The following is a 20901-nucleotide window of genomic DNA, read 5'->3' on the forward strand; positions in this document are numbered from 1 at the left end:
CAACAGGAGGAGGCTCGGCCGATGACCGAACAGGAAAAATATATGAAAGCCGCGCTGCGGCTGGCGCACAAGGCTGCCGCAGAAGGAGAAGTGCCGGTCGGGGCGGTGGTCGTGTGCGACGGAAAGATCGTCGGCCGGGGCCGCAACCGGCGGGAAACCAAAAAGGACGCCCTATGCCACGCCGAGCTCGAAGCCATCCACAAGGCTTGCAAGAAATTGGGGGGCTGGCGGCTGCACCGGTGTGATTTGTATGTGACGCTCGAACCCTGCCCGATGTGCACGGGGGCGATCATCAACAGCCGCATCAAAACCCTATACTTTGGCGCCCCCGACCCCAAAGCCGGCTCTTGTGGCACGCTGACCAATCTGTTTGACCTGGATTACAACCACAAGCCGGAGGTCATCCCCGGCCTTTTGGAAGCCGAATGCGCCGAAGTGCTGCGGGAATTTTTCCGTGCGCTGCGTGCCCGCAAAAAAATTGAAAAATTGCAGCAAAAGGCTTCGCATTCAGGGCAATCCCAAATTCTGTGTAAAGGTCATTTGTGGTGCAAATAGAGCGAAATTTATCATGGGCGGCAGACGGGTAAAACGGCTGCCGCCTTGTTAACAACATAACGCCAGCGAGAGGGGATGTCAAGACGAAGGCATTCATATCCCCTCAGCCATCGATCTGAACGGGCATTACTCAGGCATGCGCTCAGCGAAGTAGACAGCCATCTGGGCGTGGATCACACTCCAGTCCTGCCGCCGGCCGGTCCACTTTTTCGTGATATCCATCATGGCCAGATACAGCATTTTCAGCAGGCTGTCATCGGTGGGAAAGACGGATTTGGCTTTGGTCACCTTACGCAGCTGGCGGTTGAAGCCCTCAATAGCATTGGTGGTGTAAATCAGCCGCCGCACCTCCTGAGGGTACTTGAAATAGGTGCTCAGGTTTGCCCAGTTGTCCCGCCAGGACTGGGAGATTTTCGGATATTTCCGGTCCCAGTGCTCCCCGAAGGTATCCAGGGCATCCAGTGCTGCCTGCTCATCTACGGCGGCATAAACTGCCTTCAGATCAGCCATAAGCGCCTTTAAGTCCTTGTAGGACACATATTTACTGGAATTGCGCAGCTGATGGATGATGCAGTTCTGAATTTCGGTTTGAGGAAAGGTGGCATGGATGGCCGCATCAAATCCGGCAAGGTTATCCGTGCAGGCGATGAAAATATCCTCCACACCACGGTTCCGCAGGCCGTTAAGCACGGTCGCCCAGAACTTGGCGCTCTCATTTTCGCCTACCCACATGCCAAGTACATCTTTCCGGCCATCCAGATCAATGCCTATGGCAATATACACCGCTTTCTTTACGATCTGCCCCTCGCTGCGGACATGGTAGTGGATGGCATCCAAAAATACCACGGCGTAGATGGACTCCAAAGGCCGCTGCTGCCACTCTTTGGCCACAGGCAGGATCTTGTCCGTGATCCGGCTGACCGTGCTGTCCGAGACCGAAATACCGTAGATATCCTGAATATGGGTCTCAATATCTCCGGTGGTCATCCCCTTGGCATACATCGACAGGATCTTTTCCTCGATATCCTGGCTGATGCTGGTCTGGTTCTTTTTCAGCACCTGCGGCTCAAACTCGCCTTTCCGGTCCCGAGGAACCGACACATCCACCTCGCCAAAGCTGGTACGCAGCCTTTTGCTGCTGTGGCCATTACGGCTGTTGTCTGTGTTCTTGTTCTTGTAGTCGTATTTGCTGTAGCCCAGCTCGTCATCCAGTTCCGCCTCCAGGCCGTTCTCCATGAATTCGGCTATGGTCTCTTTGAACAGGTTTTGAATGTCATCCATGCTGCCGATATTCGCCATCTGCAGCAGTTCGCGGATTTTCTCCCGCCGGGCCTTTTCTTCCGGCGTGCGATTCTTTCTGGCCATATGTATAACCTCCTGTGTGATGCTTCTATTCTACACCACTCAGGAGGTTTACACATAATTTGAAGAAGCCTCTCGCTTTCTGACTCCATATAAAAAAATCCCTGGAACCATACGGTTCCAGGGATTTTGTATTGCCGGAATAAAATTAGCGCTTGGTAAACTTCAAGAGCTCTGTACTGGCCCTTCCAAACATCCGGTGATTTCTTCGCTTTCCGCCTGGTTTTTGGCTTAATACTGCGGTTTTTCTGCACACCAGATTCTAATTTTATCCTCGTGCATCACGCACCAAAAGCAGGTTTTGCTCCTTATGTGTGCCTTGCGTATCGCTGCCCAGGGCAACGCAGGACAACAGTAGGGAAAGAAACTTGGTTGCTGTTCTTGGAGTCACCTCAAACTTTCAAAGAACATACCTATAACACGCAAGCATGAGTGGTGCTAAAATGTTGCACCACTCATGCTTGCGTGTCTACGGTTAAGCCCAACTTATTCCTCTATGTATCTGTTTCCTCTGCAATTACCTGTATAGCGTTGACGATGGATTCTATCTTTGATATATAATCTTCAACAAATTCTTTAGTAATGTCTGTTTGTTCAGCAGAGGCATGACTTCTGTCATTTTGATGTGCTATTTCATTTCTTCGCTGAAATAGCATCGCTATAGCTTCTTTTCCGGTCTTTATTGCTTCTTGCTCATTTCCGCTAGGAAAAGCTACTTCCATCACTTTATTAAACGGTATACCGATAAGGTTTAACTGATCTCTCATGCTTTCACACGATAAAAACACATCTCTGCTAAATCGCTCATTCAAATATTCAAAAAGCCAGTCATTTGATTCCAAAGCAGCTATAGCATTCTCTACTCTTTCCATAGGAATCTGAAACGATTTGTACTTTTCTGATTTTGGCCAGGCTCCCGAGAACATTCTAACCAAACAATACTTACTAACTTCATGAATGTAAAAGTCTAGCAATCCCTCAGCCAAAACGACTTGTGATCGCCAAACCATTTTACAAGCAATTTCATTTCCGTCAGCATTTAATTCATCTGCGACATCAAACTGTGCCTTAACCTCATCCATACTTTCTATAAAATGTTGCTTAATCTCAGACAACGAAAACTGGATAGGTACCACAACAGGGTGTGCATCGCGCGTGTCTTCCGCACGTGGAGTTAGTGAAATATCTCTAGATACCATATCACCACCTCCACTTACATATCAGAAGAAATTATACTGGCAAAATTCAGATTTAGCATCGGAATCGCTCCATATTTTCCTGCAATGTAACCTTTTCCAAAGTTCTCATCTTTTCGGACATTTTTAATCTCTGTAAGTGAAAATAAATCTGTAGAACGGTCTTCTGTTTTTATTTCTGTAAACCAAATTTGATCTCGTCTGAACAAATCCAAGTTCAACAACCCGGTTTCATGAGTCGTAAAAATCAACTGTGCAGGTTTACTTCCACGTGTATTCACAAACTGTTTTACCAGTCCAAAAAGAAGTGATTCGTGCAAGTTGGATTCAAGCTCATCGCAAACCAATACTTTTCCATTGACCATAATATCAATAAATGGACACAGTATTCCAAAAAGTTTTTTTATTCCTGTGGATTCCTCTGAAATCAAATCCGTTTCAAATCCTTCATACAGAACCTTAGCAGAAATTGCATCTATTTTTTCCTGTAAAAGAATTTTTTTGAATTCGTCTGATAAAAAGGGAGGAAGATTCGCAACATCTAGATCCTCTTTCTTAATATCAACATGAATATCTTTAATTCCAGTGCCAAGTGCGTCCAAAAGCTTCAGAACAATTGCCTTTATTTGTTCGTTAACATTAATTTGGTGCAGTGAATAATTCATCCAATTGTCTTGGTTAACCGAACTGTAAATTACCAACTCGTCATTGAAAAAGCGATATGCAACAGTTACTTCTTCAACCGAACTAAAATTTGCAGCGCAGGACAACATTAAGCGATTTGGCTTGAGGACATCTTTGCAAGTATTAAATTTGTTGAGGAAACTACGACCTGCCGTGTATTTTTCACCAACACGTTCAAAAATTTTGGTTTGACGACCATTGGGGAAATAATAAAGGTATTCTTCTGTGACAAGCATATTTTTTAGTGAAAATCCAAAAGCGTACCTAATATTGTCTACAATAAACTGAATTTTATAGGTGCTTTCTTGGTCATGTCCAGACAATTTGTGTGGGACTTGCCGGATTCCTTGCCCAGGCTGATGATGAATACTATTGATAACAAGACCTCTTACAAATGCGATGGCATCGATAAAGTTGCTTTTGCCAGAACCATTTGCACCATAGATAACAGCCGACTTCAGAACCTCAACATCTGCTACTTTTTCTATGTTTTCTGCATGAGTTTTGTCTGAGCCTGCTATTGCAGAAAATAGAACTTCAGCTCTAATTGATTTGTGGTTAGAACATCTGAACTCCAATAACATCACACATCCTCCTCCCTGAAAAAATTATATCACAAAATACACCGTTTATCAATCGAATTTGCAATTTTCTTGCAAATATTCAACTTAAACGTTTCGACATTGTCTGCGTCTTGTGATTTCTTTACCAGTTATATTTCCTCTTACCAAAAGAATCATACCTGCTTTACTACAGTTTATTCTCCCCACCTTTTTATTTTGTCAGTACTTTATCTTTCAGCCCCTCAAATTCTTATACACATCCTCCAAGAACACCTGCATCAGTTCTCGCTTTTTTTCGTCGTTATCAAGCAGAAGCGCAAAGAAGTCCTGGTTCTGCTCATATCCAGCAATCAGGGCGTCCTGTACGGCGTCAAAATATGCAAAGCGGAAATCTTTTAGCGAGTTATTCCGTGCACTATCCCGCAGATGTCCGTTCTTCAGCAGGATATCTCTCATCTGCAGAGCAGACTTGGAAGCCACGTCAACATCAAAGTTCTTGTTATATGCTGCATTGATCTCGTCGATGATCTCGGATAGTTTCTTTTTCACGGCCTCATCCATAAAGACCTCATTGGGTGTCGGCAAGCTGACCTCCGGCTTGGATTCAATCTCGTACGTGTTTTCCCTAGTCTTTTTCTGACGGAAATTAGAGGCAGTGATTTTGTCCGCAATGTCAAAATCATTTCCACCGCTGCCCACTTCGATCTCCTTAACTAGGTATGAAAGGAAATTGTACTTCTTGTGCAGATCCACGCTTTCAAAGCAGGTTGCCTGAATCAGGAAACTGTAAAACCGCAAGAAACGCTTGATAGTTGCGCGAATTTCCAACTTTTCCAGTTCCAGGTGGTGATTGATGATTTGCAGGGATTTATCTAGCAGAGCCCACATCCGAGCCTTTTCTTTAGAGGTTCGTTTATCCTGATACAGGTATCCGTTAAATTCCTCAATATCGTCAATATCCAGGAAATTATACTGATCCACCTGAGCTTCCACCGTTCTGATATCCGAAGGGGTGATCGTCTCGTTTAGAATTGTCTCAGTATAGAATGGGGCAAAGGACGCTTGAATATCCTCATATTCATTTTTGAAATCCAGCACAAAGGTTTTCTTATCATAGGGTGCACAAATACGGTTCAAGCGAGAAAGGGTCTGCACAGCATTGACTCCCCGCAGTCGCTTGTCCACATACATGGCGCATAGCTTTGGCTGGTCAAAGCCGGTTTGATACTTATTCGCCACCAACAACACCTGATAGCTGTTGCTGTCAAACACTTCCGGCAAATCTTCTTCCTTAATACCGTTCATCACCGCTTCGGTGTATTCGTGGCCGTCCAGAGAGACCTTGCCTGAAAACGCCACCAGCGCACGAATACCAGTGTACCCATGCTTGGAAATATAGGTTTCAAACTCGTTCCGGTATTTGACTGCTGCCTGCCGTGACGAAGTAATAACCATGGCCTTTGCTTTTCCGCCCAATTCCTGCATGATTCTGTTTTTGAAGTGCTCAATAATGATTTCTACTTTCTGAGCAATGTTGGTATCATGCAGTTCAATATACTTGGCAATCTTGCGTTTTGCGGCAATCGTCTCTAATTCTGGATCGTCCTCAATGGCCTTATTAATTTCAAAATAGGTCTTGTAGGTCACATAATTTTGCAGCACATCCAGAATGAAACCTTCCTCAATTGCTTGCTTCATGGAATACAGGTCAAAAGCAACCTTTTTTCCTTCTTCGTTCAGACAGCCGAACAGTTGCAAAGTGGTCGGCTTCGGGGTTGCGGTAAAGGCGATCATGGAAACATTGGGCTGCTTTCCGCTACGGGCAATTTCGTCCTCGATAATATCGCCCATGGATTTTTCTTCTTCCGACACATCAACAGGGGTGGCCTCGCTCAGTTTGCGGCTCTCCGAAAGAGCATACGTCACTGCTTCCATGGCAGTTCCGGCGGTAGAGGAATGGGCCTCGTCGATGATTACGGCAAAAGTCTTGCTTTTCAGCTCCTGGACCAGTTCCTGAATGTACATGAACTTGTGGATGGTAGTTACAATGATTTTGGTGTTACCGTTGAGGGCATCCGCAAGATCTTTGGAAGTGCATTTTTCATCCATGACCTTAATCAGACCGGCCTTGTGCTCCAGTGACAGTACGGCATTCTGAAGCTGACGGTCTACCACGATACGGTCAGTGATAATGCAGACCGTATCAAAAATGACTTTGTCTTCCCTGTCGTGCAACGAGGCGAGACGGTGGGCCAACCATGCAATGGTATTGGTTTTGCCGCTGCCTGCCGAGTGCTCAATCAGATAGTTTTTCTCACTGTGGTGTTCTACGACATCTGCCACCAGTTTGCGCACGGCATTGAATTGGTGATACCGGGGGAAAATCAGCGTTTCCTTGGTGACACGCTTACCGGTATCCGGATCTTTCTTGGTCTCCTTTTGCAGGAATATGATTTTATCAATCAGATACAGCACCGTATCTTTTTTGAGAATGTCTTCCCACATATAAGAAACATTGATGCCGTTTTCGTTGTGTGGGTTGCCCTTGCCGGAGTGAATCCCAACGCCGCAGCCTTTGTTGAACGGCAGAAAGAAAGAAGATTTTCCTTTTAGATTGGCGCACATATAGACTTCGTTCAAGTCCATGGCAAAGTGAGCCAGACAGCCCGCCTTGAATTTCAGCAAACGGGTCTTGTAATCCCGCTCGAACTTATACTGACGGATCGCATCCTCATAGTTCTGTCCGCTGGTGTTGCATTTCAGCTCAAAGGTAAAAATGGCAATGCCATTGAGGAAAATCACAAGGTCAATGCGCTCGCCCTCTTTGTGCCAGACCTCCTCCATCACCGAGAGGACATTCTGCTGATACAGCGCCTCAGCCTTTTGGTTGAAGGTGGTGGCAGGCTTGCGATACATGAGGGTCAGTGATACACCGTTATCAAACTCCACGCCGTGCTTCAGTACATCCAGCAGGCTGCGGCTTTTCTTATTGACCTCATTGTTGATGTAGTTGAGGATGGTCTGGCGGGTCTTGTCGCCATAGAGTTTTTCCAGCCGGGTCAATGCATCCGGCTGGGTGGCTTGCAAAAAGGAGAACAGCAGCTCCACATCCATGCCGTAGCCGGGATCGTAAGCTGTAGAGGGGCGGACCTGATAGCCGTTTTCCTCCCGCAGCATTTCCAGAATGTATGCCTGATAATCTGCCCGTTCCTTTAATTGTCCTGCTTTGATGGCCATCTCACTGCACCTCCTTTACTCGTTTTTTGCCTGTTACATATTCGTAGATAAGGGATTTTTTGTGCTGGGTAATTGTAGCAAGAGTCTTCTGCTTTTCTGCTATTATACCGTCAATTGCTATACATTTCTTCGATAAATAGCCGTAAATCTTCTTCTGCTCATCAGCTGGAATAACCGGTAGAAGAATATCTTTCAATGAATAAGAATAAATGACTTCTATCGTAGTTGCATTGCTCATAAGGGTAAATTGGTCTTTAACAAAGTCTGATTCATTAAAAATAAGCTGTAACAGTTCAGGTATAATCATTTCTTTGTCTACTCTAAATTTAATAATACATGGGTGCAAGATACCTTCATTAGCCCCTTCTGGAACAATAGCAACTTTTCCAATCGTGCCTCTTGTGGTAATAAGGATATCGCCGGGATATACAGCAAAGCTTTGCATTTTCTGAAATTTCTCTTCAGAAACAAAGGTAGTATTTTCCGAAAAATTATTGTCGAGAACAACTCGTTGATTATATACCCATTTACCCTCATCTGTGAAATCACTACCTGAGAGTGCACTTCCAAAAGGACCTACTTTCATACTATCTGAGCTATTTTCCAGCATAAATTTCAGCCTTTTAAAATTCCAATGTGCCGGAATTTTCCCAAGCCACTCAATCCCACTATCCTTCATCGGCATAGACTTGTCCAGCCCCTTGGTTACTGTTTCGGTAATCAGGGATTTTTTGTATTGCTGCAAAAGCGCAATCTGCCTTCCCAAATCTGCGGCAATGCTGTCAATCTGAGCACATTCTTTGTCAAGATAGTCTGCGATAGCTTGCTGTTCATCTTCGGCGGGCATCACAATACCAAATTCGTTGAGATCGTATGTTGATAATTCAAGAAATGTAGTACCACGACCAAGCAAGGATAATTCATGTTGCCCCGCAAGAAACAAATAATAGAAGTATCTATTATCTCCAGTTCGTGTTAATGATTTGCAACCTTGATTTGTACATAACTCTGCGGTAGTAAGGTTTATCTTACCAATTGGAGCTCTTGATGAAATAACGATACTTCCTGCTGGTAGTAGCGTTGTGCCGCAGGAATTATATCCATACTTTGTTAAAAAGCGTTCTCCGTGTGAAATTGTGCCAGTGTCACTCATATCTGCTGGTGTTATCCATTTTATATCGCCATCCCAGCAATCATAATCACTGCTTTCCGGAGTTGAACCATTAACTAAACAAAAGCAAAATTTGACTTTGCTACAGTTCCAACTTACAGGAATATTTCCAACCCAATCAATTTTGCTGGGTTTCATCTGCTCTGCCATTACACTCCCTCACTTTCTTGCAAGGCTGCAATTTTTTCGGAGAGGGATTTTTCCAGTTCCATAAACTGGGCCAGCAAATCATCTGCCTTTTCCGGCTCCTTGTACTCGTAGAAGAATCGAGTAAACGGAAACTCTGCACCCAGTTTTTCCTTGTTTGTGGCGCTCTCCTTTTTCTCCGGGTCAAATTCATAGGCCCAGATGGCATCTGGCACGTGAGGATAAACTTCCCGCTGAAAATATTCCTCCGGCTCCTGTGTGAGCTTGATAATCTCGGTGTCCTTGGTAGTAGTATCCTTGATAATTTCTCCCTTGCGGTCTTTCTGTACCACGGCGGTTTTGTCCATCACCGCCAGCACCATGGCAATGCCGGTCAAACGGCTGGCAGACATCCCCTCAACCTTACCCAGCAGTGATTTCAGATACTTTTCAAACTCGCTGTAGTCCATAAATACACGGTCAGAGCAGTTGGCTTCCAGAATAGTCAGTACATCTGCCACAAACTGCTGCCCCGCCAGATATTTCTGATATTTCTTTTCGTCAGCAGCACTGCGGGGGTTCATCTCTTTCAACTGTTCAAAATCCGTCTCATTGAAAATACTGGAGTTACTGGTGAAGTAACTGCTGGTCCGCAGCCGCTCGATGCTCTCTGCATCCAGCACACCCCGGCGCTGCAACGGCTGATAAACCGCATACTCCTTGTACATAAACTCCTCGTTGGGGAAAATCTTGCAGTATTGGTTTTCCTCAAAGTTGGAGTACAGCTCGGTGATTTTTGCCATGCTATCCCGGTCGATTTCACGGCGCTTTTTGCCCAAAGATTTGCGCAGGGGCTTCCACATATCCACCGCATTGATCAGCTGCACCTTTCCACGGCGGTCAGGGCGCTTATTGCGGGACAGAATAAAGATATAAATGCCGATGTCAGTGTTATAGAAAAGCTGGGTAGGCAGGGCAATAATAGCCTCAATCAAATCTTCTTCCAGCATCCAGCGCCGGATTTGACTTTCACCGCTGGTCGTTCCGCCGGAGAAAAGAGGCGAGCCATTGGTAATGATCGCTGCACGTCCGTTTTTCTCGTCCAGTTTATTGATGGCGTGCTGCATGAACAGCAGCTGGGCGTCACCGGTTCCGGGAAGGCCGTGCTCAAACCGTCCGCCCTTCTTGTTTTCCTCACGGACTTTCTTCTCCTGTCCTTCCGGCGCATCTTTGCCGCCCCAGGGTGTACCAAACGGAGGATTCATAATCACCAGCCGCATCTTCTGATCCGGGAAGCAGTCCGTTTTCAAGGTATTGGCTTCCTCATCACCCATGATGTTTTTCACATCTTGGCCTTTGATGAGCATATCCGCCAGACAAATGGCGTAGGATTCGGGGTTGATTTCCTGTCCAAACAAACGCACATCCACATAGGGATTTTTGCGGCGCAGGAAATCATAGGTAGTGGACAGCATACCGCCCGAACCACAGGCAGCATCCAGTACGGTGGCAATTTTACCCTCATCCGTCAGCAGGTCGTTGCAGCCCTCTGCCAGCAGTACATTGACCATCAGACGAATTACTTCACGGGGCGTGTAGTGATCACCGGCCTCAGCGTTTTCAGAAAAACGACGGATAATATCCTCGAAAATGTAGCCCATCTTCATGCTGTCTACATGGGTGGGGTACAAATCCAGTTCAGAGAACTTTTTCACCACGCTGTAAAGACGGTTGCTCTTATCCATTTTGTCGATCTGGGTGCTGAATTTCAGCAGCTTTTCCAGAATTAGCTGGATGTTGGCGGAAAAGCCTTCAATGTAAGACTTGAGATTTGATGCAATGTTGTCGCTGTCATCCAGAAGGCGTTTGAGGTTGTATTCACTATAGTTGTAAAAAGGATATTTGGAAACCTGGCAAAGGAGCGCAGCAGGCAAGTTGGGGTTCTGCTTGTGCTTTGCTGCAACTGCATCTTTGGTAGCCTCCAGAGCGCACTCAAATCGACGGATGATGACCATGGGGATAATAACGTCCTTATATTTATCCGAGGTATAAGCACCACGGAGCGAATTGGCAATGGACCAGACCAATCCCACTTCTTTGCTTACGTCAATGGACGTATCATCAAACATAACTTCGTAAAAATACTTATCTCTCATTTTATGGGTTCTCCTTCTCTATTCTCTTGAAAAGACGCAAACAATGTGGCAACACTTTCAATCTGGTCGGGAGTTAGATTACAACCTTCCAACTTCCGCATTGCATCTACCAAATCCTTGTTTTGTGTGATAGTTCGGCAAATATCCGGCGGAGGCACTTTCCGAATTGCCATATACAGGCGATCCATACGCCGGCGTGTCTGCAAATCCGGCTTCAGCTCCTTAATCAGCTTTTCATAGACTTCTGCTGTCGGGGCATTGACACCGTCTTCTATATATTTCATGTTGGAACGGGGCAGGCCAACCCTTTTTGCTAATTGGGATTGGCTGAGCGTTCCACGGCATCTCATAATTAGAGTTCCAAGGTTCTGTTTGGCTCTCTCGGATGCTTTATCAGCGACCACTTTTGGGGGCAATTCGGCACCTCCTTCCCTATAATTGTTCTACGTTCTATAACATAGAACAATTATAGCAATCCAGCATTGATAAATCAACAAAATTCACCTTTTTTCTGCGCTGTCTACAACAAAATTTTCCTTATCTGTATGCAAAATACAGATAAGGAAAATGAAAAGATTATCGGTGTTCTTCTTGTCTCATGTGATCTATTTTTCTATTGGGTCGAAACAAATTCCACAAGCTATTTCGCTCTATCACCGTTTCGTACCGATGGAGCTTATTCCTCAACAGTTCATTTTGCTGCTCTAAACCTGCGGTGTTGAGCTGGCCACGAATAGACTTGTACTCTGCCAACTCTGCGGTCAGTGCAGCGACCTTTGCTTTTAACTCGCTTATCATTTTTATCGCTACATCCAGAGCTTCTTGCAGCTTGGATTCCTTGCACTCCTGGACATAAAACTTCTTTGCCGCAGCTGCCAGATTTTCATATTCAGAACGATCTAGCATGACTTTTGAGGAAAACGGAACCGTACGGGGTTCTATTTGCTCCACTTCCTGAACGGCAACCTGTTGCTTTTGAATTTTCTCAATCTTCTTTTCCAGAGAGGTTGCCTGCTGCTCTTTTTGTTGCGTTTGTGCGGTGAGTTGTTCCAATCGCTCCTGTTCCCGTTCCACCTTGAACTGTGTCACGGTCAAATTCTCCTCGGAACTGCCCCGTTCTCCACGTTCAACATCCGTATATCCGGCATTGCGCATGGCCTGGAAGAAATCATCCTGGAGGACGCTGTAAGACTTCCGCAGCACCGGCTTGCCATTCTTCTGGAGAATAGGTGCTCCCTGCTCGTCCAATGCCGGTTTAGACATCCATTTTTTACTGCTGCTCACCTGCATAATCGTTTCCTTGACAGTTCCCACAAGTGATTTGTCTTTGCACCTCTTGGACCAGAGGATCTGCTTCTCCACAACCGGAACATAGACCACATGGAGATGATAGGATACTGCCAAACAAAAACTTGGGGAGCCATACTATTGCCACTAGTAAGCTATATCCCTCCAATGTAAAGACAGCGTCATATAGCCCACAAACGATAAATATACCTGCCCATGTTACAAGGGTTAGCATAACAATCCAAAGAAGCAGGGTGCAAAATTTTCCAATTAATAGTTTTGTCCTTGAAATGGGTATGGGCAATATGGTTTTGAGGGTGCTTTCTGTGTACTCTCTGCTAAACAAGTAAGCTGCAATTGCCACATATATCATAATGTTTACCAGCAGCATGATATACAGTACACTGTCGCTGTATATGTCAGACAAGGTAAAGATAATCTCCGGCTTATCAAAATGTGTTTGCAAGGCTTCTATTAACATCAAAAGTGGGGTAGATAATACCCCTGCCACACTAATTAGCACCATTTTTGAACGCTTTAGTTTTAATAATTCACAAGAAATAAGATTAAGCAATACCGCCACCTCCAATCAGTTTAGAAAAGTAGTCCTCTAAGTTTTCCTCACTATCATTTATCCTTGTCACGAGCAGTCCATTTCGTGCAAATTCTCGATTGATTTCTCCAACACTTTGGCTAAAGTCATAAATTCTCACCGTACCGTCCTGCACTGTAAAATCCGTCATGTGGTAGTGGTTTTCTAAAATCTTTCCGGCTATCTCACTGTCAGATAAATCAAATTGAATGTATTTTCGATTCCTTTTGTGAAGCTCGGATATATTCACTTCCTCTACTAAATGCCCCTCGTGCATAACGCCGATAATATCTGCTATCTGTTCAATCTCGCTTAAAACATGGCTTGAGATAAAAATGGTAATGCCATGATTGTGACTAAGTTCAGATAAAAATGAGCGTATTTCAACTATTCCAATGGGGTCAAGTCCGTTAATCGGTTCGTCAAGTATTAAAAGCTCCGGCTCGTGCATAATGGCGGCGGCAATACCAAGCCGTTGCTTCATTCCGAGGGAATAATCGGAAAAGACTTTTCTTTTCTCCTTATGCAGCCCCACAACTTCAAGAGCTTTTTCTACTCCACTTTTAGATACTCCCCCTCGCAGTTTAGCGAGAATTTGCAAATTCTCATACCCTGTTAAATTACTGTAAAATCCCGGTGTTTCGATAATAGAGCCTACTTTGCTATAAAGGGTATGGATATTTTCCTTATAGTTTGTGCCAAACAAGCGTACCGTTCCCTCCGTTGGGAAAGCAAGCTGCAACATCATTTTCATTGCTGTGGTTTTGCCTGCTCCGTTTCTGCCGAGCAAACCATAAATTTTGCCCTTTGGCACATGAAGATTTACCTTATCGACAACGGTGGCTGTTCCGTATCGCTTCGTAAGATTTTCTGTTTCAATGATATAATCCATATTTGATTCTCCTTTCCGTGGGTTGCTGTTCTTGTTTTCGCTGACCACAATCTTATTATCCACGAGTATTGCATAGAAGCCAAGAAATCTACCGTCACAATGCCGACACAATAGATGTCAGCACGAAAAAAGCTCCGACACTTATCGTGTCAGAGCCTATTTTAAAGGGTTTATGGCATTTTACTTTGTTTGGGTTTGCTTTATCCAGACAAATATTTTAGCAACAAATAGCAGAAACATAAGGGCGGTTACATAGGGTTGTCTTGCCGCAGCGAAGAAGCAGATAAAAAGCGTACTCAGCACGAGAGAGCATTTTGTGATTATGTTGCTCCATGATTCCTTTTCAAAACAAACACACATCAGTTTCGCTATCCCAAGTGCAATCAAAACAATAAAAACAATCCAATAGATTGCAAGATATATTGGGGTAGTGTCTGTAAATGAAAGTAGATTGACAGAATAAATATATCCGTCAACAAGGTTACCGTTACCATACAACGGCAAAAGTATAAAAGTAACCGCCATCATATCTAATATTCCATAAATGAAACTGTAAATTTTTTTCAAGTTGGAACGATTTTCAGTTTCGGCAAGTGTAATCAGTTCTTCGCCCGATAGCAGTTCATCTATGGTCACAGAAAAGAATTTAGAAATACACTTGAGCGACTCAATGTTAGGGTAACCCTTGCCGGTATCACATACTTAAAGATATTGGTGTCATTCAATCAATTTTGCCGATGAAGCGGTAGAAGATTTCTACCTCCTGTTCCCGGCTTCCGTCCTCGTTCTTGACCGCCTCATGGACAAGGATTTTTTCAATCAGCGTGTTCAAGAGTTCAGCGGTGAGTTCCGTGGGATTGACGCACTCTTTCATCAAGGCAATCCATTTTTCTGCGTCTGCGGCACTCTGGCTTTCAGCGGCAATAGCAGATTGAAGCTGTTCAATCTTTTCTTCCAGTTCCGCCTGTTCGCTTTGGTACTTCCCGGACAGCATATTGAAGTTGTATTCTGTGATACGCCCCGCCGCCCAGTCCTCATACATCCGGGCAAACAGGGTATCGACCTCGGCTTTCCGCTTCTCCGCTTTTTTCAGTTCAGCAGCCTGTTTTTTTCTTGCGGCGGCCTGTCCTTTGTCATTGGCGTTCAGCAGCCGTTTCAAAAGCTGTTCTTCATCGTGCTGTACCAGCGCCGACCAGTATTGCAGACGGGAGAGGACATAGGCGTAAAGCACATCATAGCGGATGTAGTGCATGGAGCATTGGCGTGTGCCTTGCCCGTTCTTGCTACAATGGTAGTAGCCATAGGGCTTGCTGTTCTGTCTGTTCTCCCCGTAGGCCAGCGACCAGCCGCAGTCCGCACACTTTATCAGCCCCGCAAAAATCTGTGTCGTGCCATTCTTGCGCTCCCTCCGGCGGCTTGCGATCTGCTCCTGTACCTGCCGGAAAACCTGTTCGCTGATAATCGGCTCCTGCGTGTTCTCCACCCGCACCCATTCGCTTTGGGGCTTGCGTATCCTCCGCTTGTTCTTAAAGGAAATATTGGTCTCCCGGTAGTGGATGGTATGGCCGATGTAGGTTTCATCTTTCATAATGCTTTTGACCTGCGCTATCGTCCATGCGTAGCCTTTTTCCTCTGGTGCGCCAGCATAGATATTGGCGAAAGTCCCGTCACGCTGGAAGTTGATAAATCCCGGCGTCGGTACTTTTTCCGCAATCAATATCCTTGTAATGCTGGCCGCCCCTTTGCCGTGAATAGCAAGGTCAAAAATCTTCTCCACGATCCAGCGGGTTTCCTCGTCGATTATCAGCTTGTTCTTGATTTCCGGGTGCTTCTTGTACCCGAGGGGAGCATAGGCGCTGATACGCTGTCCGGCGGCAAACTTTGCCTTGAAAGCAGTTTTTACCTTGCGGCTGGTGTCCTTTGCGAACCATTCGTTGAACAGGTTTTTGAATGGCACAAAATCGGACAGTCCCTTTTCTGTGTCCTCATTCTCCGCAACGGCGATGTACCGCACCCGTTTTTCCGGGAACAGAAATTCCAGATAGTAGTCCATCATCACATGCTCCCGCCCGAAACGGGACAGGTCTTTGGTGACAATGCAGTTTACTTTTCCGGCTTCCACATCGTCCATCATGCGCTGGAAACTCGGACGCTCGAAGTTTGTCCCACTCCACCCATCGTCCACATATTCCCCGACCACATGAAGCCCCTGCTCCCTTGCGTACTGTTGCAGGATTGTCCGCTGCGTTTCAATGCTTACGCTGTCACCATAGCTTTCATCGTCACGGCTTAACCGCATATAAAGAGCCGTGTTGTAAATGGTAGTATTGTAAGGTTGTTTCACCGTAAAAATCCTCCTTCTAAAGAAACAACCCACGCTTACAATACTTTTGCTCTATGGCAATTATATCATAAGCGTGGGCGTGTATCAACGATGGGTCACGAAGAAGCTGCCCTTGCCGCCGTGTGCCGGACGACATCCACAATCAGATCGCCAATCGGACGACCGCCAGCGGCAAAATGTTCGGAGATTTTGATACGGTTTTTCCCACATACAAAATACTGTGTGCCGTTCTCGTCAGTAATGACCTGCCCGGTGTGTATTGTATCAATAATGTCGCTTTCGCTTTTTACCATCCAGTGTCCTCCGTATGATTATTTTTCATCATGCAGCTTGAATTTCTGTTCATAGCGTTTACCTCCCTCTTGTTCGCTGCTGCCGTTTCAGCTCCGCCAGCACTTCCGGCGGGATACGGTCAACCAGCCGCTGTAAATTGTCCAGTTCGCTTTTCAGCTTTGCCCGTTCCATCGTATCTTTCATCTTTCCTTTTTCGCTGGCCTTTGCCCTTGCTTCCAACTTCTCATTCTCCGCCAGCAGGTCATTGATTGTGACCTTGTACTTTTTCAACTGCCCGGAGAAATTCTCCATCTGCGGGAACCACTTTTTCAGCATGGAGAGGGCTTCCTCTTTTTTCTTTCCGGCGTTCAGCGGGTTAATGCCGTCCAGTGTGGCTTCAATGGCTCTTGCCTGCCGGGAGAGGGAAACCGCCTGTTTGAAAAGCCGGGTGGGGATATGCTTCCGGCCTGTCCTGCTGGCGCTCTCCCCACGCTCCAAGTCAGGATATTTCTCCACCATATAGGCGTGAAAATCGTCCTGCCACTTCGTCAGGTTTGCCCGGTTGCCGATAATCTCCTTTGCACACAGGCGGTTGTCCTTTGTCAGCGGAACAAAGGTCAAATGCAGGTGGGGCGTTTTCTCGTCCATGTGTACCACCGCCGACACGATATTTTCCCGTCCTACCCGGCCAATGAGGAAGTCCGCCGCCCTCTGGAAAAACGCCTGTATCTCCTTTGGGGATTTCCCCTTGAAAAACTCCGGGCTGGCAGTTACCAGCGTATCGACAAACCGTGTGCTGTCCTTGCGGGTTCGGCACCCGGCCTGCTCAATCCGGCTCTGAATGAAGTGGTAATAGCGTCCCTCCGGCTTGACGATATGGAAGTTGTATTTGCTCCGGCTTGTGTCAATGTCGGGATTGCTGGCATACTGTTCTTTCTGTCTTTCGTGATGGGCTTCCAGCGGCCTTGCCGGGTTGCCCTTGTGCTTCTCAAACCGTAAAATTGCGTGTTGTGCCATTCTGCTCCTTTCCCCATTCCTTTCCTATCCGGGGTTTTCCACAGGGAAAATCCCGCAGAAAATAGCTCGGATAGGATTGGAATGGATAGAATATAAATCAGTCTTTTTATCTTTGTATTTCTATATACCGTCCGGTTTTCGTACGTCTCAGGAGTGATTTCCGTACTTCATGGGTACGGTTTTCAGTCCTCCGGTGTACCAGAACGGGATTTCTTAAAGTCGGTGTTTGGAACCGCTTCATAGGATTTTGGGAAAATGCGGTTGGGTTTTCCACAGCCCTGCTTCTGGATCTCCACCAGTCCGGCGTATTGCAGTTCCCGCAGGGTATTCACCGCTTTCTGCCGCCCACAATGGAGCAGTGTGACCACTTCACAGATAGGGTAATACAGGAAAATCCGTCCGCAGTCATCCGCCCACCCATTCTTGCGGGATAACTCTGTCCGGCGCAGGATAAAGGCGTACAGAACCTTTGCCTCGTTGGACAGGGGCTTGAATGTGGGGGCTTCAAAGAGAAAATTCGGGAGCCGGGTGAAGCTGAACGCCTTTTCCGGCTGGTGGATATAGATGGTATTTGTCATAGTTCGTTTTGTGGACGGTTAGAAGCCCGTTTTCCGGGGCGGGCGATACTTTATACCACCTGCCCCGGTTTGGGGCTTGCAAAGCCTGATAAATCAAGGCTTTTTTCGCTCCTAACTGTCCACAGCAGACCTCCTTTTCCGTTCACTTTCTGTTTTCTGCCGCCTGTGAACTCTGGCGGCACAGCCGGGGCAGTATTTTGCCCGGTTGGATTTGGGGACGAACACACCGCCGCAGACCGCACAGCGTTTCAAGTCCTTATCCCGGAAAATTTCCGCTTCCAGCGTCCCGTCCAGCGGCAAGACCGCCCAGCGGAACCACTTACAGCAGACCGAGAAAGAAATCGTCTGCGGGCAGGTGCAGGTGTCCCCATCGTCAAGGGCAATGCAGTTGCCGTCCTCACAGCAACAGCACTCCCGGCGTATCAGGGCGCTTGCCCGTTTCCGCTGCGCCGGGGTCATGCGGTAAAGGGAACCGTCCGGCCTGCATTCCAGCGGCGGCAAGTCTTTGTAGGGATTATTTTTCATGCGTTCCCTCCGTTTTGCTTTCCGCTGCCGTTCTCCCCGAAAAGGCTTCCTGCCCCATTCCTGCGGCGTGTTCCGGCGTTGGCACGCTCACCATAACTTCGGGACAACTTGTCCCAAAGTGACCTCTGGACAAAGTGTCCAGAAGTCGGCTCCTTGCGGTGCTTCCCCAGCCGGGGGTATTCCTTTTCGGACGGTCATTCGGTTTTCAAGGTGCTGTCCATCGATGAACTAACCTAAGTCTACACCGAAATGACCGCCCGTCCCGTATATCCGAAAGGTGGGAAATCTGCCTGAAAATCCCCCCATTTCCACGCTCTCGGAATTGTGGTAGAATGGAAGAAACTGAACAGTAAATTTGAAGTTGTGGAGGTAACACATAGATGGATCAAGGTAGAATTATTGTAATCACAGGTTCGCCGGGGACGGGGAAAACTACAACGGCATCTACTGTTGCAAAAGAATCGGATTTGGAAAAATCTGTGCATATGCACACAGATGACTTTTATCATTATTTGAGTAAAGGGGCAATACCACCATATTTGCCAGAATCAAATGAGCAAAATTTGATTGTCATTGAAGCATTTTTAGAAGCCGCGAAGCGATATGCTCGTGGTGGATATGATGTAATTGTAGATGGTATTGTAGGACCGTGGTTTTTAGAGCCGTGGCTCAACATTGTTCAAGAGCATTATGAAGTACACTATATCGTTTTAAGAGCAAGTAAAGAAGAAACTATGAAGAGAGCTATCAAACGCTCAAAGTTAGACAGAGAAACAAATATTGAATTAGTTGAAACGATGTGGGAACAATTTTCCAATTTAGGAATCTATGAATCAAATGTTATTGATACAACTACGCACTCAGTCAAAGATACTGTATCAGCAGTAAAAGAAAAAATTGTAAGGGGTACTGCTTTACTGCTTTAGGCAATTCCAGTTTGTCGAGCAGACAAGGAGGGAGAACATGGAACTATCCATACAAGAACGCCTGAAAGACCTGCGTGTGGAGCGTGGCCTGACGCTGGAGCAGCTTGCGGAAGAAACCCATCTCTCCAAGTCTGCGTTAGGCAGCTATGAGGGGGACAAGTTCAAGGACATCAGCCACTATGCCCTTATCCAGCTGGCAAAGTTTTACGAAGTGTCCGTTGATTATCTGCTGTGCCGTTCTGAAACAAAAAATCACCCAAACGCCGATCTTGCAGACCTGCGTTTGAGTGATGATATGATTGAATTTTTGAAAAGCAGGCTGGTGGATAATGCCCTCCTGTGTGAACTGGCGACGCACCCGGATTTTCCCCGGCTCATGGCTGACCTTGAAATCTATGTAAACGGCATAGCGGCAAAGCAGGTACAGGGGGCAAACGCCATTGTGGACGCTGTGAGCGCAACTATTATGAAGCAGCACAATCCCGGTCTGACCGACCCGCAGTTAAGGCAGCTGATCGCCGCCCACATTGACGATGACAGCTTTTGCCGCCATGTGATACAGCAGGATATAAACAAGATAGCCCTTGACCTGCGGAAAGCCCACAAGGACGATTTTTTCAGTGTCCCGGAGGACAATCCTCTGGAAGATTTCTTGCAGACCGCCGAAGAAGCCGCCAGCCCAAACAGCGACCCGGAACAGGCTGCGATGGCCTTTATCTGCAAGCGGCTCAAACTGAACTATGGGAAGCTGTCGGAGGAGGAAAAGAAATGGCTGAAAAGGATTGCACAGAAGTCGGACTTGCTGAAAAATCCAAACCCGCAGCGGGGAAGAAAATGAGAAATTAGATATGCAAAAAGGAAAAATGAGATTCATTGAAGTAGAAACCAAAAACAGGACGGCGGATTTCATAAATCGGCTGCTGACGGTATGGGAAAGTTCTGTAAGAGCAACACACCTGTTTCTGTCGGACAGTGAAATCAAAAAGATAAAAGAATATGTACCGCAGGCGCTCGCTGGAATTGCGCATTTGATGATCGCAGAAGATGATAGGGGCTGCCCCGGGGCTTTTATGGGGATCAAGGACGGCACCTTGGAAATGCTGTTCATTTCCCCGGAAGAAAGAGGAAAGGGGCTCGGAAAGCGCCTGCTCCAATATGGGATTAAAACCTATGCCGTAGAGCGGGTGGCTGTGAATGAGCAAAACCCACAGGCCAAGGGCTTTTATGAACACATGGGCTTTCAGGTTTATAAAAGGACAGACCTTGACGAACAGGGCAATCCTTATCCGCTTTTATACATGAGCCTTAACATCTAAATCGGATTTTACGAAATCTCATATCCCGCAGAGAAGCAAAAACAGAAAGTACCCTGCCTTATACTCATTATCATCATTGCCCTTTTCCTTGACTTGCTTGT

The 20901-nt window shown here is 46.3% G+C and carries 17 protein-coding genes and 2 pseudogenes; 4 read left to right on the forward strand and 15 right to left on the reverse strand.

Annotation, left to right across the window (positions count from 1 at the left end; all coding sequences use genetic code 11):
- Window positions 1-21 precede the first annotated feature (21 nt).
- A complete protein-coding gene (tadA, locus tag EFB11_RS07070; RefSeq protein WP_122789557.1) occupies window positions 22-555 on the forward strand; it encodes a tRNA adenosine(34) deaminase TadA in 534 nt (177 codons plus the stop codon).
- Window positions 556-681: 126 nt separating this feature from the next.
- Here tadA and EFB11_RS07075 read toward each other — a convergent pair whose 3' ends face one another.
- The 15 genes and pseudogenes from EFB11_RS07075 to EFB11_RS07155 all read right to left on the reverse strand — a co-directional run bounded on the left by EFB11_RS07075 (window position 682) and on the right by EFB11_RS07155 (window position 18558).
- The gene (locus EFB11_RS07075) at window positions 682-1920 is read right to left on the reverse strand and encodes an IS256 family transposase (protein ID WP_122789558.1); all 1239 of its coding nucleotides are present in this window, start codon (window positions 1918-1920) and stop codon (window positions 682-684) included.
- Between the two features lie 491 nt (window positions 1921-2411).
- Window positions 2412-3116, reverse strand: coding sequence for a HEPN domain-containing protein (locus EFB11_RS07080; protein WP_122789559.1), 705 nt, complete (start codon window positions 3114-3116; stop codon window positions 2412-2414).
- A 14-nt stretch (window positions 3117-3130) separates the two neighbouring features.
- Complete coding sequence (locus EFB11_RS07085) at window positions 3131-4381, reverse strand: AAA family ATPase (protein ID WP_122789560.1); 1251 nt, start codon at window positions 4379-4381, stop codon at window positions 3131-3133.
- A 213-nt stretch (window positions 4382-4594) separates the two neighbouring features.
- Window positions 4595-7597 (reverse strand): type I restriction endonuclease subunit R, encoded by a 3003-nt coding sequence (locus EFB11_RS07090; RefSeq protein ID WP_122789561.1) that lies wholly within the window; start codon window positions 7595-7597, stop codon window positions 4595-4597.
- A 1-nt stretch (window position 7598) separates the two neighbouring features.
- Entirely contained in the window at window positions 7599-8918 is a 1320-nt protein-coding gene (locus EFB11_RS07095) for a restriction endonuclease subunit S (RefSeq protein WP_122789562.1), read from the reverse strand.
- Window positions 8918-11050, reverse strand: coding sequence for a type I restriction-modification system subunit M (locus EFB11_RS07100; RefSeq protein ID WP_122789563.1), 2133 nt, complete (start codon window positions 11048-11050; stop codon window positions 8918-8920). The genes EFB11_RS07095 and EFB11_RS07100 overlap by 1 nt, the downstream gene beginning before the upstream one ends.
- Window positions 11047-11466 carry a helix-turn-helix domain-containing protein gene (locus tag EFB11_RS07105; RefSeq protein ID WP_122789564.1) on the reverse strand — a complete coding sequence of 140 codons (420 nt, stop codon included), beginning with the start codon at window positions 11464-11466 and terminating at the stop codon, window positions 11047-11049. The genes EFB11_RS07100 and EFB11_RS07105 overlap by 4 nt, the downstream gene beginning before the upstream one ends.
- A 160-nt stretch (window positions 11467-11626) precedes the next feature.
- Window positions 11627-12442, reverse strand: a pseudogene (locus tag EFB11_RS07110) (plasmid recombination protein); the annotation flags it as partial.
- Window positions 12441-12911: pseudogene (bcrB, locus tag EFB11_RS07115) on the reverse strand (bacitracin ABC transporter permease BcrB); the annotation flags it as partial. The pseudogenes bcrB and EFB11_RS07110, both read right to left, overlap by 2 nt.
- Window positions 12904-13821 carry a bacitracin ABC transporter ATP-binding protein BcrA gene (gene bcrA, locus EFB11_RS07120; RefSeq protein WP_002576324.1) on the reverse strand — a complete coding sequence of 306 codons (918 nt, stop codon included), beginning with the start codon at window positions 13819-13821 and terminating at the stop codon, window positions 12904-12906. The pseudogene bcrB and the gene bcrA, both read right to left, overlap by 8 nt.
- 721 nt (window positions 13822-14542) lie before the next feature.
- Complete coding sequence (locus EFB11_RS07130) at window positions 14543-16165, reverse strand: recombinase family protein (protein WP_021391045.1); 1623 nt, start codon at window positions 16163-16165, stop codon at window positions 14543-14545.
- A gap of 95 nt (window positions 16166-16260) precedes the next feature.
- The gene (locus EFB11_RS07135; RefSeq protein WP_032548367.1) at window positions 16261-16458 is read right to left on the reverse strand and encodes a hypothetical protein; all 198 of its coding nucleotides are present in this window, start codon (window positions 16456-16458) and stop codon (window positions 16261-16263) included.
- Window positions 16459-16516: 58 nt separating this feature from the next.
- Window positions 16517-17455: a MobV family relaxase gene (mobV, locus tag EFB11_RS07140; RefSeq protein WP_032548363.1), complete on the reverse strand. Its 939-nt coding sequence runs from the start codon at window positions 17453-17455 to the stop codon at window positions 16517-16519.
- Window positions 17456-17637: 182 nt separating this feature from the next.
- Window positions 17638-18033: a replication initiator protein A gene (locus EFB11_RS07150; RefSeq protein ID WP_008666017.1), complete on the reverse strand. Its 396-nt coding sequence runs from the start codon at window positions 18031-18033 to the stop codon at window positions 17638-17640.
- Window positions 18034-18144: 111 nt separating this feature from the next.
- Window positions 18145-18558, reverse strand: a complete 414-nt coding sequence (locus EFB11_RS07155) for a cysteine-rich VLP domain-containing protein (protein ID WP_032548360.1) — start codon at window positions 18556-18558, stop codon at window positions 18145-18147.
- Between the two features lie 380 nt (window positions 18559-18938).
- Here EFB11_RS07155 and EFB11_RS07165 point away from each other — a divergent pair, with 380 nt between their 5' ends.
- From EFB11_RS07165 to EFB11_RS07175, 3 genes are read left to right on the forward strand one after another with little or no spacing between them, the layout of a single operon-like run.
- Entirely contained in the window at window positions 18939-19484 is a 546-nt protein-coding gene (locus EFB11_RS07165; RefSeq protein ID WP_021391068.1) for an AAA family ATPase, read from the forward strand.
- A gap of 37 nt (window positions 19485-19521) precedes the next feature.
- A complete protein-coding gene (locus EFB11_RS07170) occupies window positions 19522-20322 on the forward strand; it encodes a helix-turn-helix domain-containing protein (RefSeq protein WP_021391066.1) in 801 nt (266 codons plus the stop codon).
- 25 nt (window positions 20323-20347) lie between these two features.
- Window positions 20348-20800, forward strand: coding sequence for a GNAT family N-acetyltransferase (locus EFB11_RS07175; protein ID WP_021391067.1), 453 nt, complete (start codon window positions 20348-20350; stop codon window positions 20798-20800).
- Window positions 20801-20901: the final 101 nt, after the last annotated feature.

Origin of the sequence: Intestinibacillus sp. Marseille-P6563 (assembly GCF_900604335.1) — a bacterium.
Lineage (GTDB): Bacteria > Bacillota > Clostridia > Oscillospirales > Butyricicoccaceae > Butyricicoccus_B.

Bases quoted from the DNA above. Each gene is read 5' to 3' on its own strand.
- tadA (WP_122789557.1), top strand. From the start codon at position 22: ATGACCGAACAGGAAAAATATATGAAAGCCGCGCTGCGGCTGGCGCAC.
- EFB11_RS07075 (WP_122789558.1), bottom strand. From the start codon at position 1,920: ATGGCCAGAAAGAATCGCACGCCGGAAGAAAAGGCCCGGCGGGAGAAA.
- EFB11_RS07080 (WP_122789559.1), bottom strand. From the start codon at position 3,116: ATGGTATCTAGAGATATTTCACTAACTCCACGTGCGGAAGACACGCGC.
- EFB11_RS07085 (WP_122789560.1), bottom strand. From the start codon at position 4,381: ATGTTATTGGAGTTCAGATGTTCTAACCACAAATCAATTAGAGCTGAA.
- EFB11_RS07090 (WP_122789561.1), bottom strand. From the start codon at position 7,597: ATGGCCATCAAAGCAGGACAATTAAAGGAACGGGCAGATTATCAGGCA.
- EFB11_RS07095 (WP_122789562.1), bottom strand. From the start codon at position 8,918: ATGGCAGAGCAGATGAAACCCAGCAAAATTGATTGGGTTGGAAATATT.
- EFB11_RS07100 (WP_122789563.1), bottom strand. From the start codon at position 11,050: ATGAGAGATAAGTATTTTTACGAAGTTATGTTTGATGATACGTCCATT.
- bcrA (WP_002576324.1), bottom strand. From the start codon at position 13,821: ATGGATTATATCATTGAAACAGAAAATCTTACGAAGCGATACGGAACA.
- EFB11_RS07135 (WP_032548367.1), bottom strand. From the start codon at position 16,458: ATGGTAAAAAGCGAAAGCGACATTATTGATACAATACACACCGGGCAG.
- mobV (WP_032548363.1), bottom strand. From the start codon at position 17,455: ATGGCACAACACGCAATTTTACGGTTTGAGAAGCACAAGGGCAACCCG.
- EFB11_RS07150 (WP_008666017.1), bottom strand. From the start codon at position 18,033: ATGACAAATACCATCTATATCCACCAGCCGGAAAAGGCGTTCAGCTTC.
- EFB11_RS07155 (WP_032548360.1), bottom strand. From the start codon at position 18,558: ATGAAAAATAATCCCTACAAAGACTTGCCGCCGCTGGAATGCAGGCCG.
- EFB11_RS07165 (WP_021391068.1), top strand. From the start codon at position 18,939: ATGGATCAAGGTAGAATTATTGTAATCACAGGTTCGCCGGGGACGGGG.
- EFB11_RS07170 (WP_021391066.1), top strand. From the start codon at position 19,522: ATGGAACTATCCATACAAGAACGCCTGAAAGACCTGCGTGTGGAGCGT.
- EFB11_RS07175 (WP_021391067.1), top strand. From the start codon at position 20,348: ATGAGATTCATTGAAGTAGAAACCAAAAACAGGACGGCGGATTTCATA.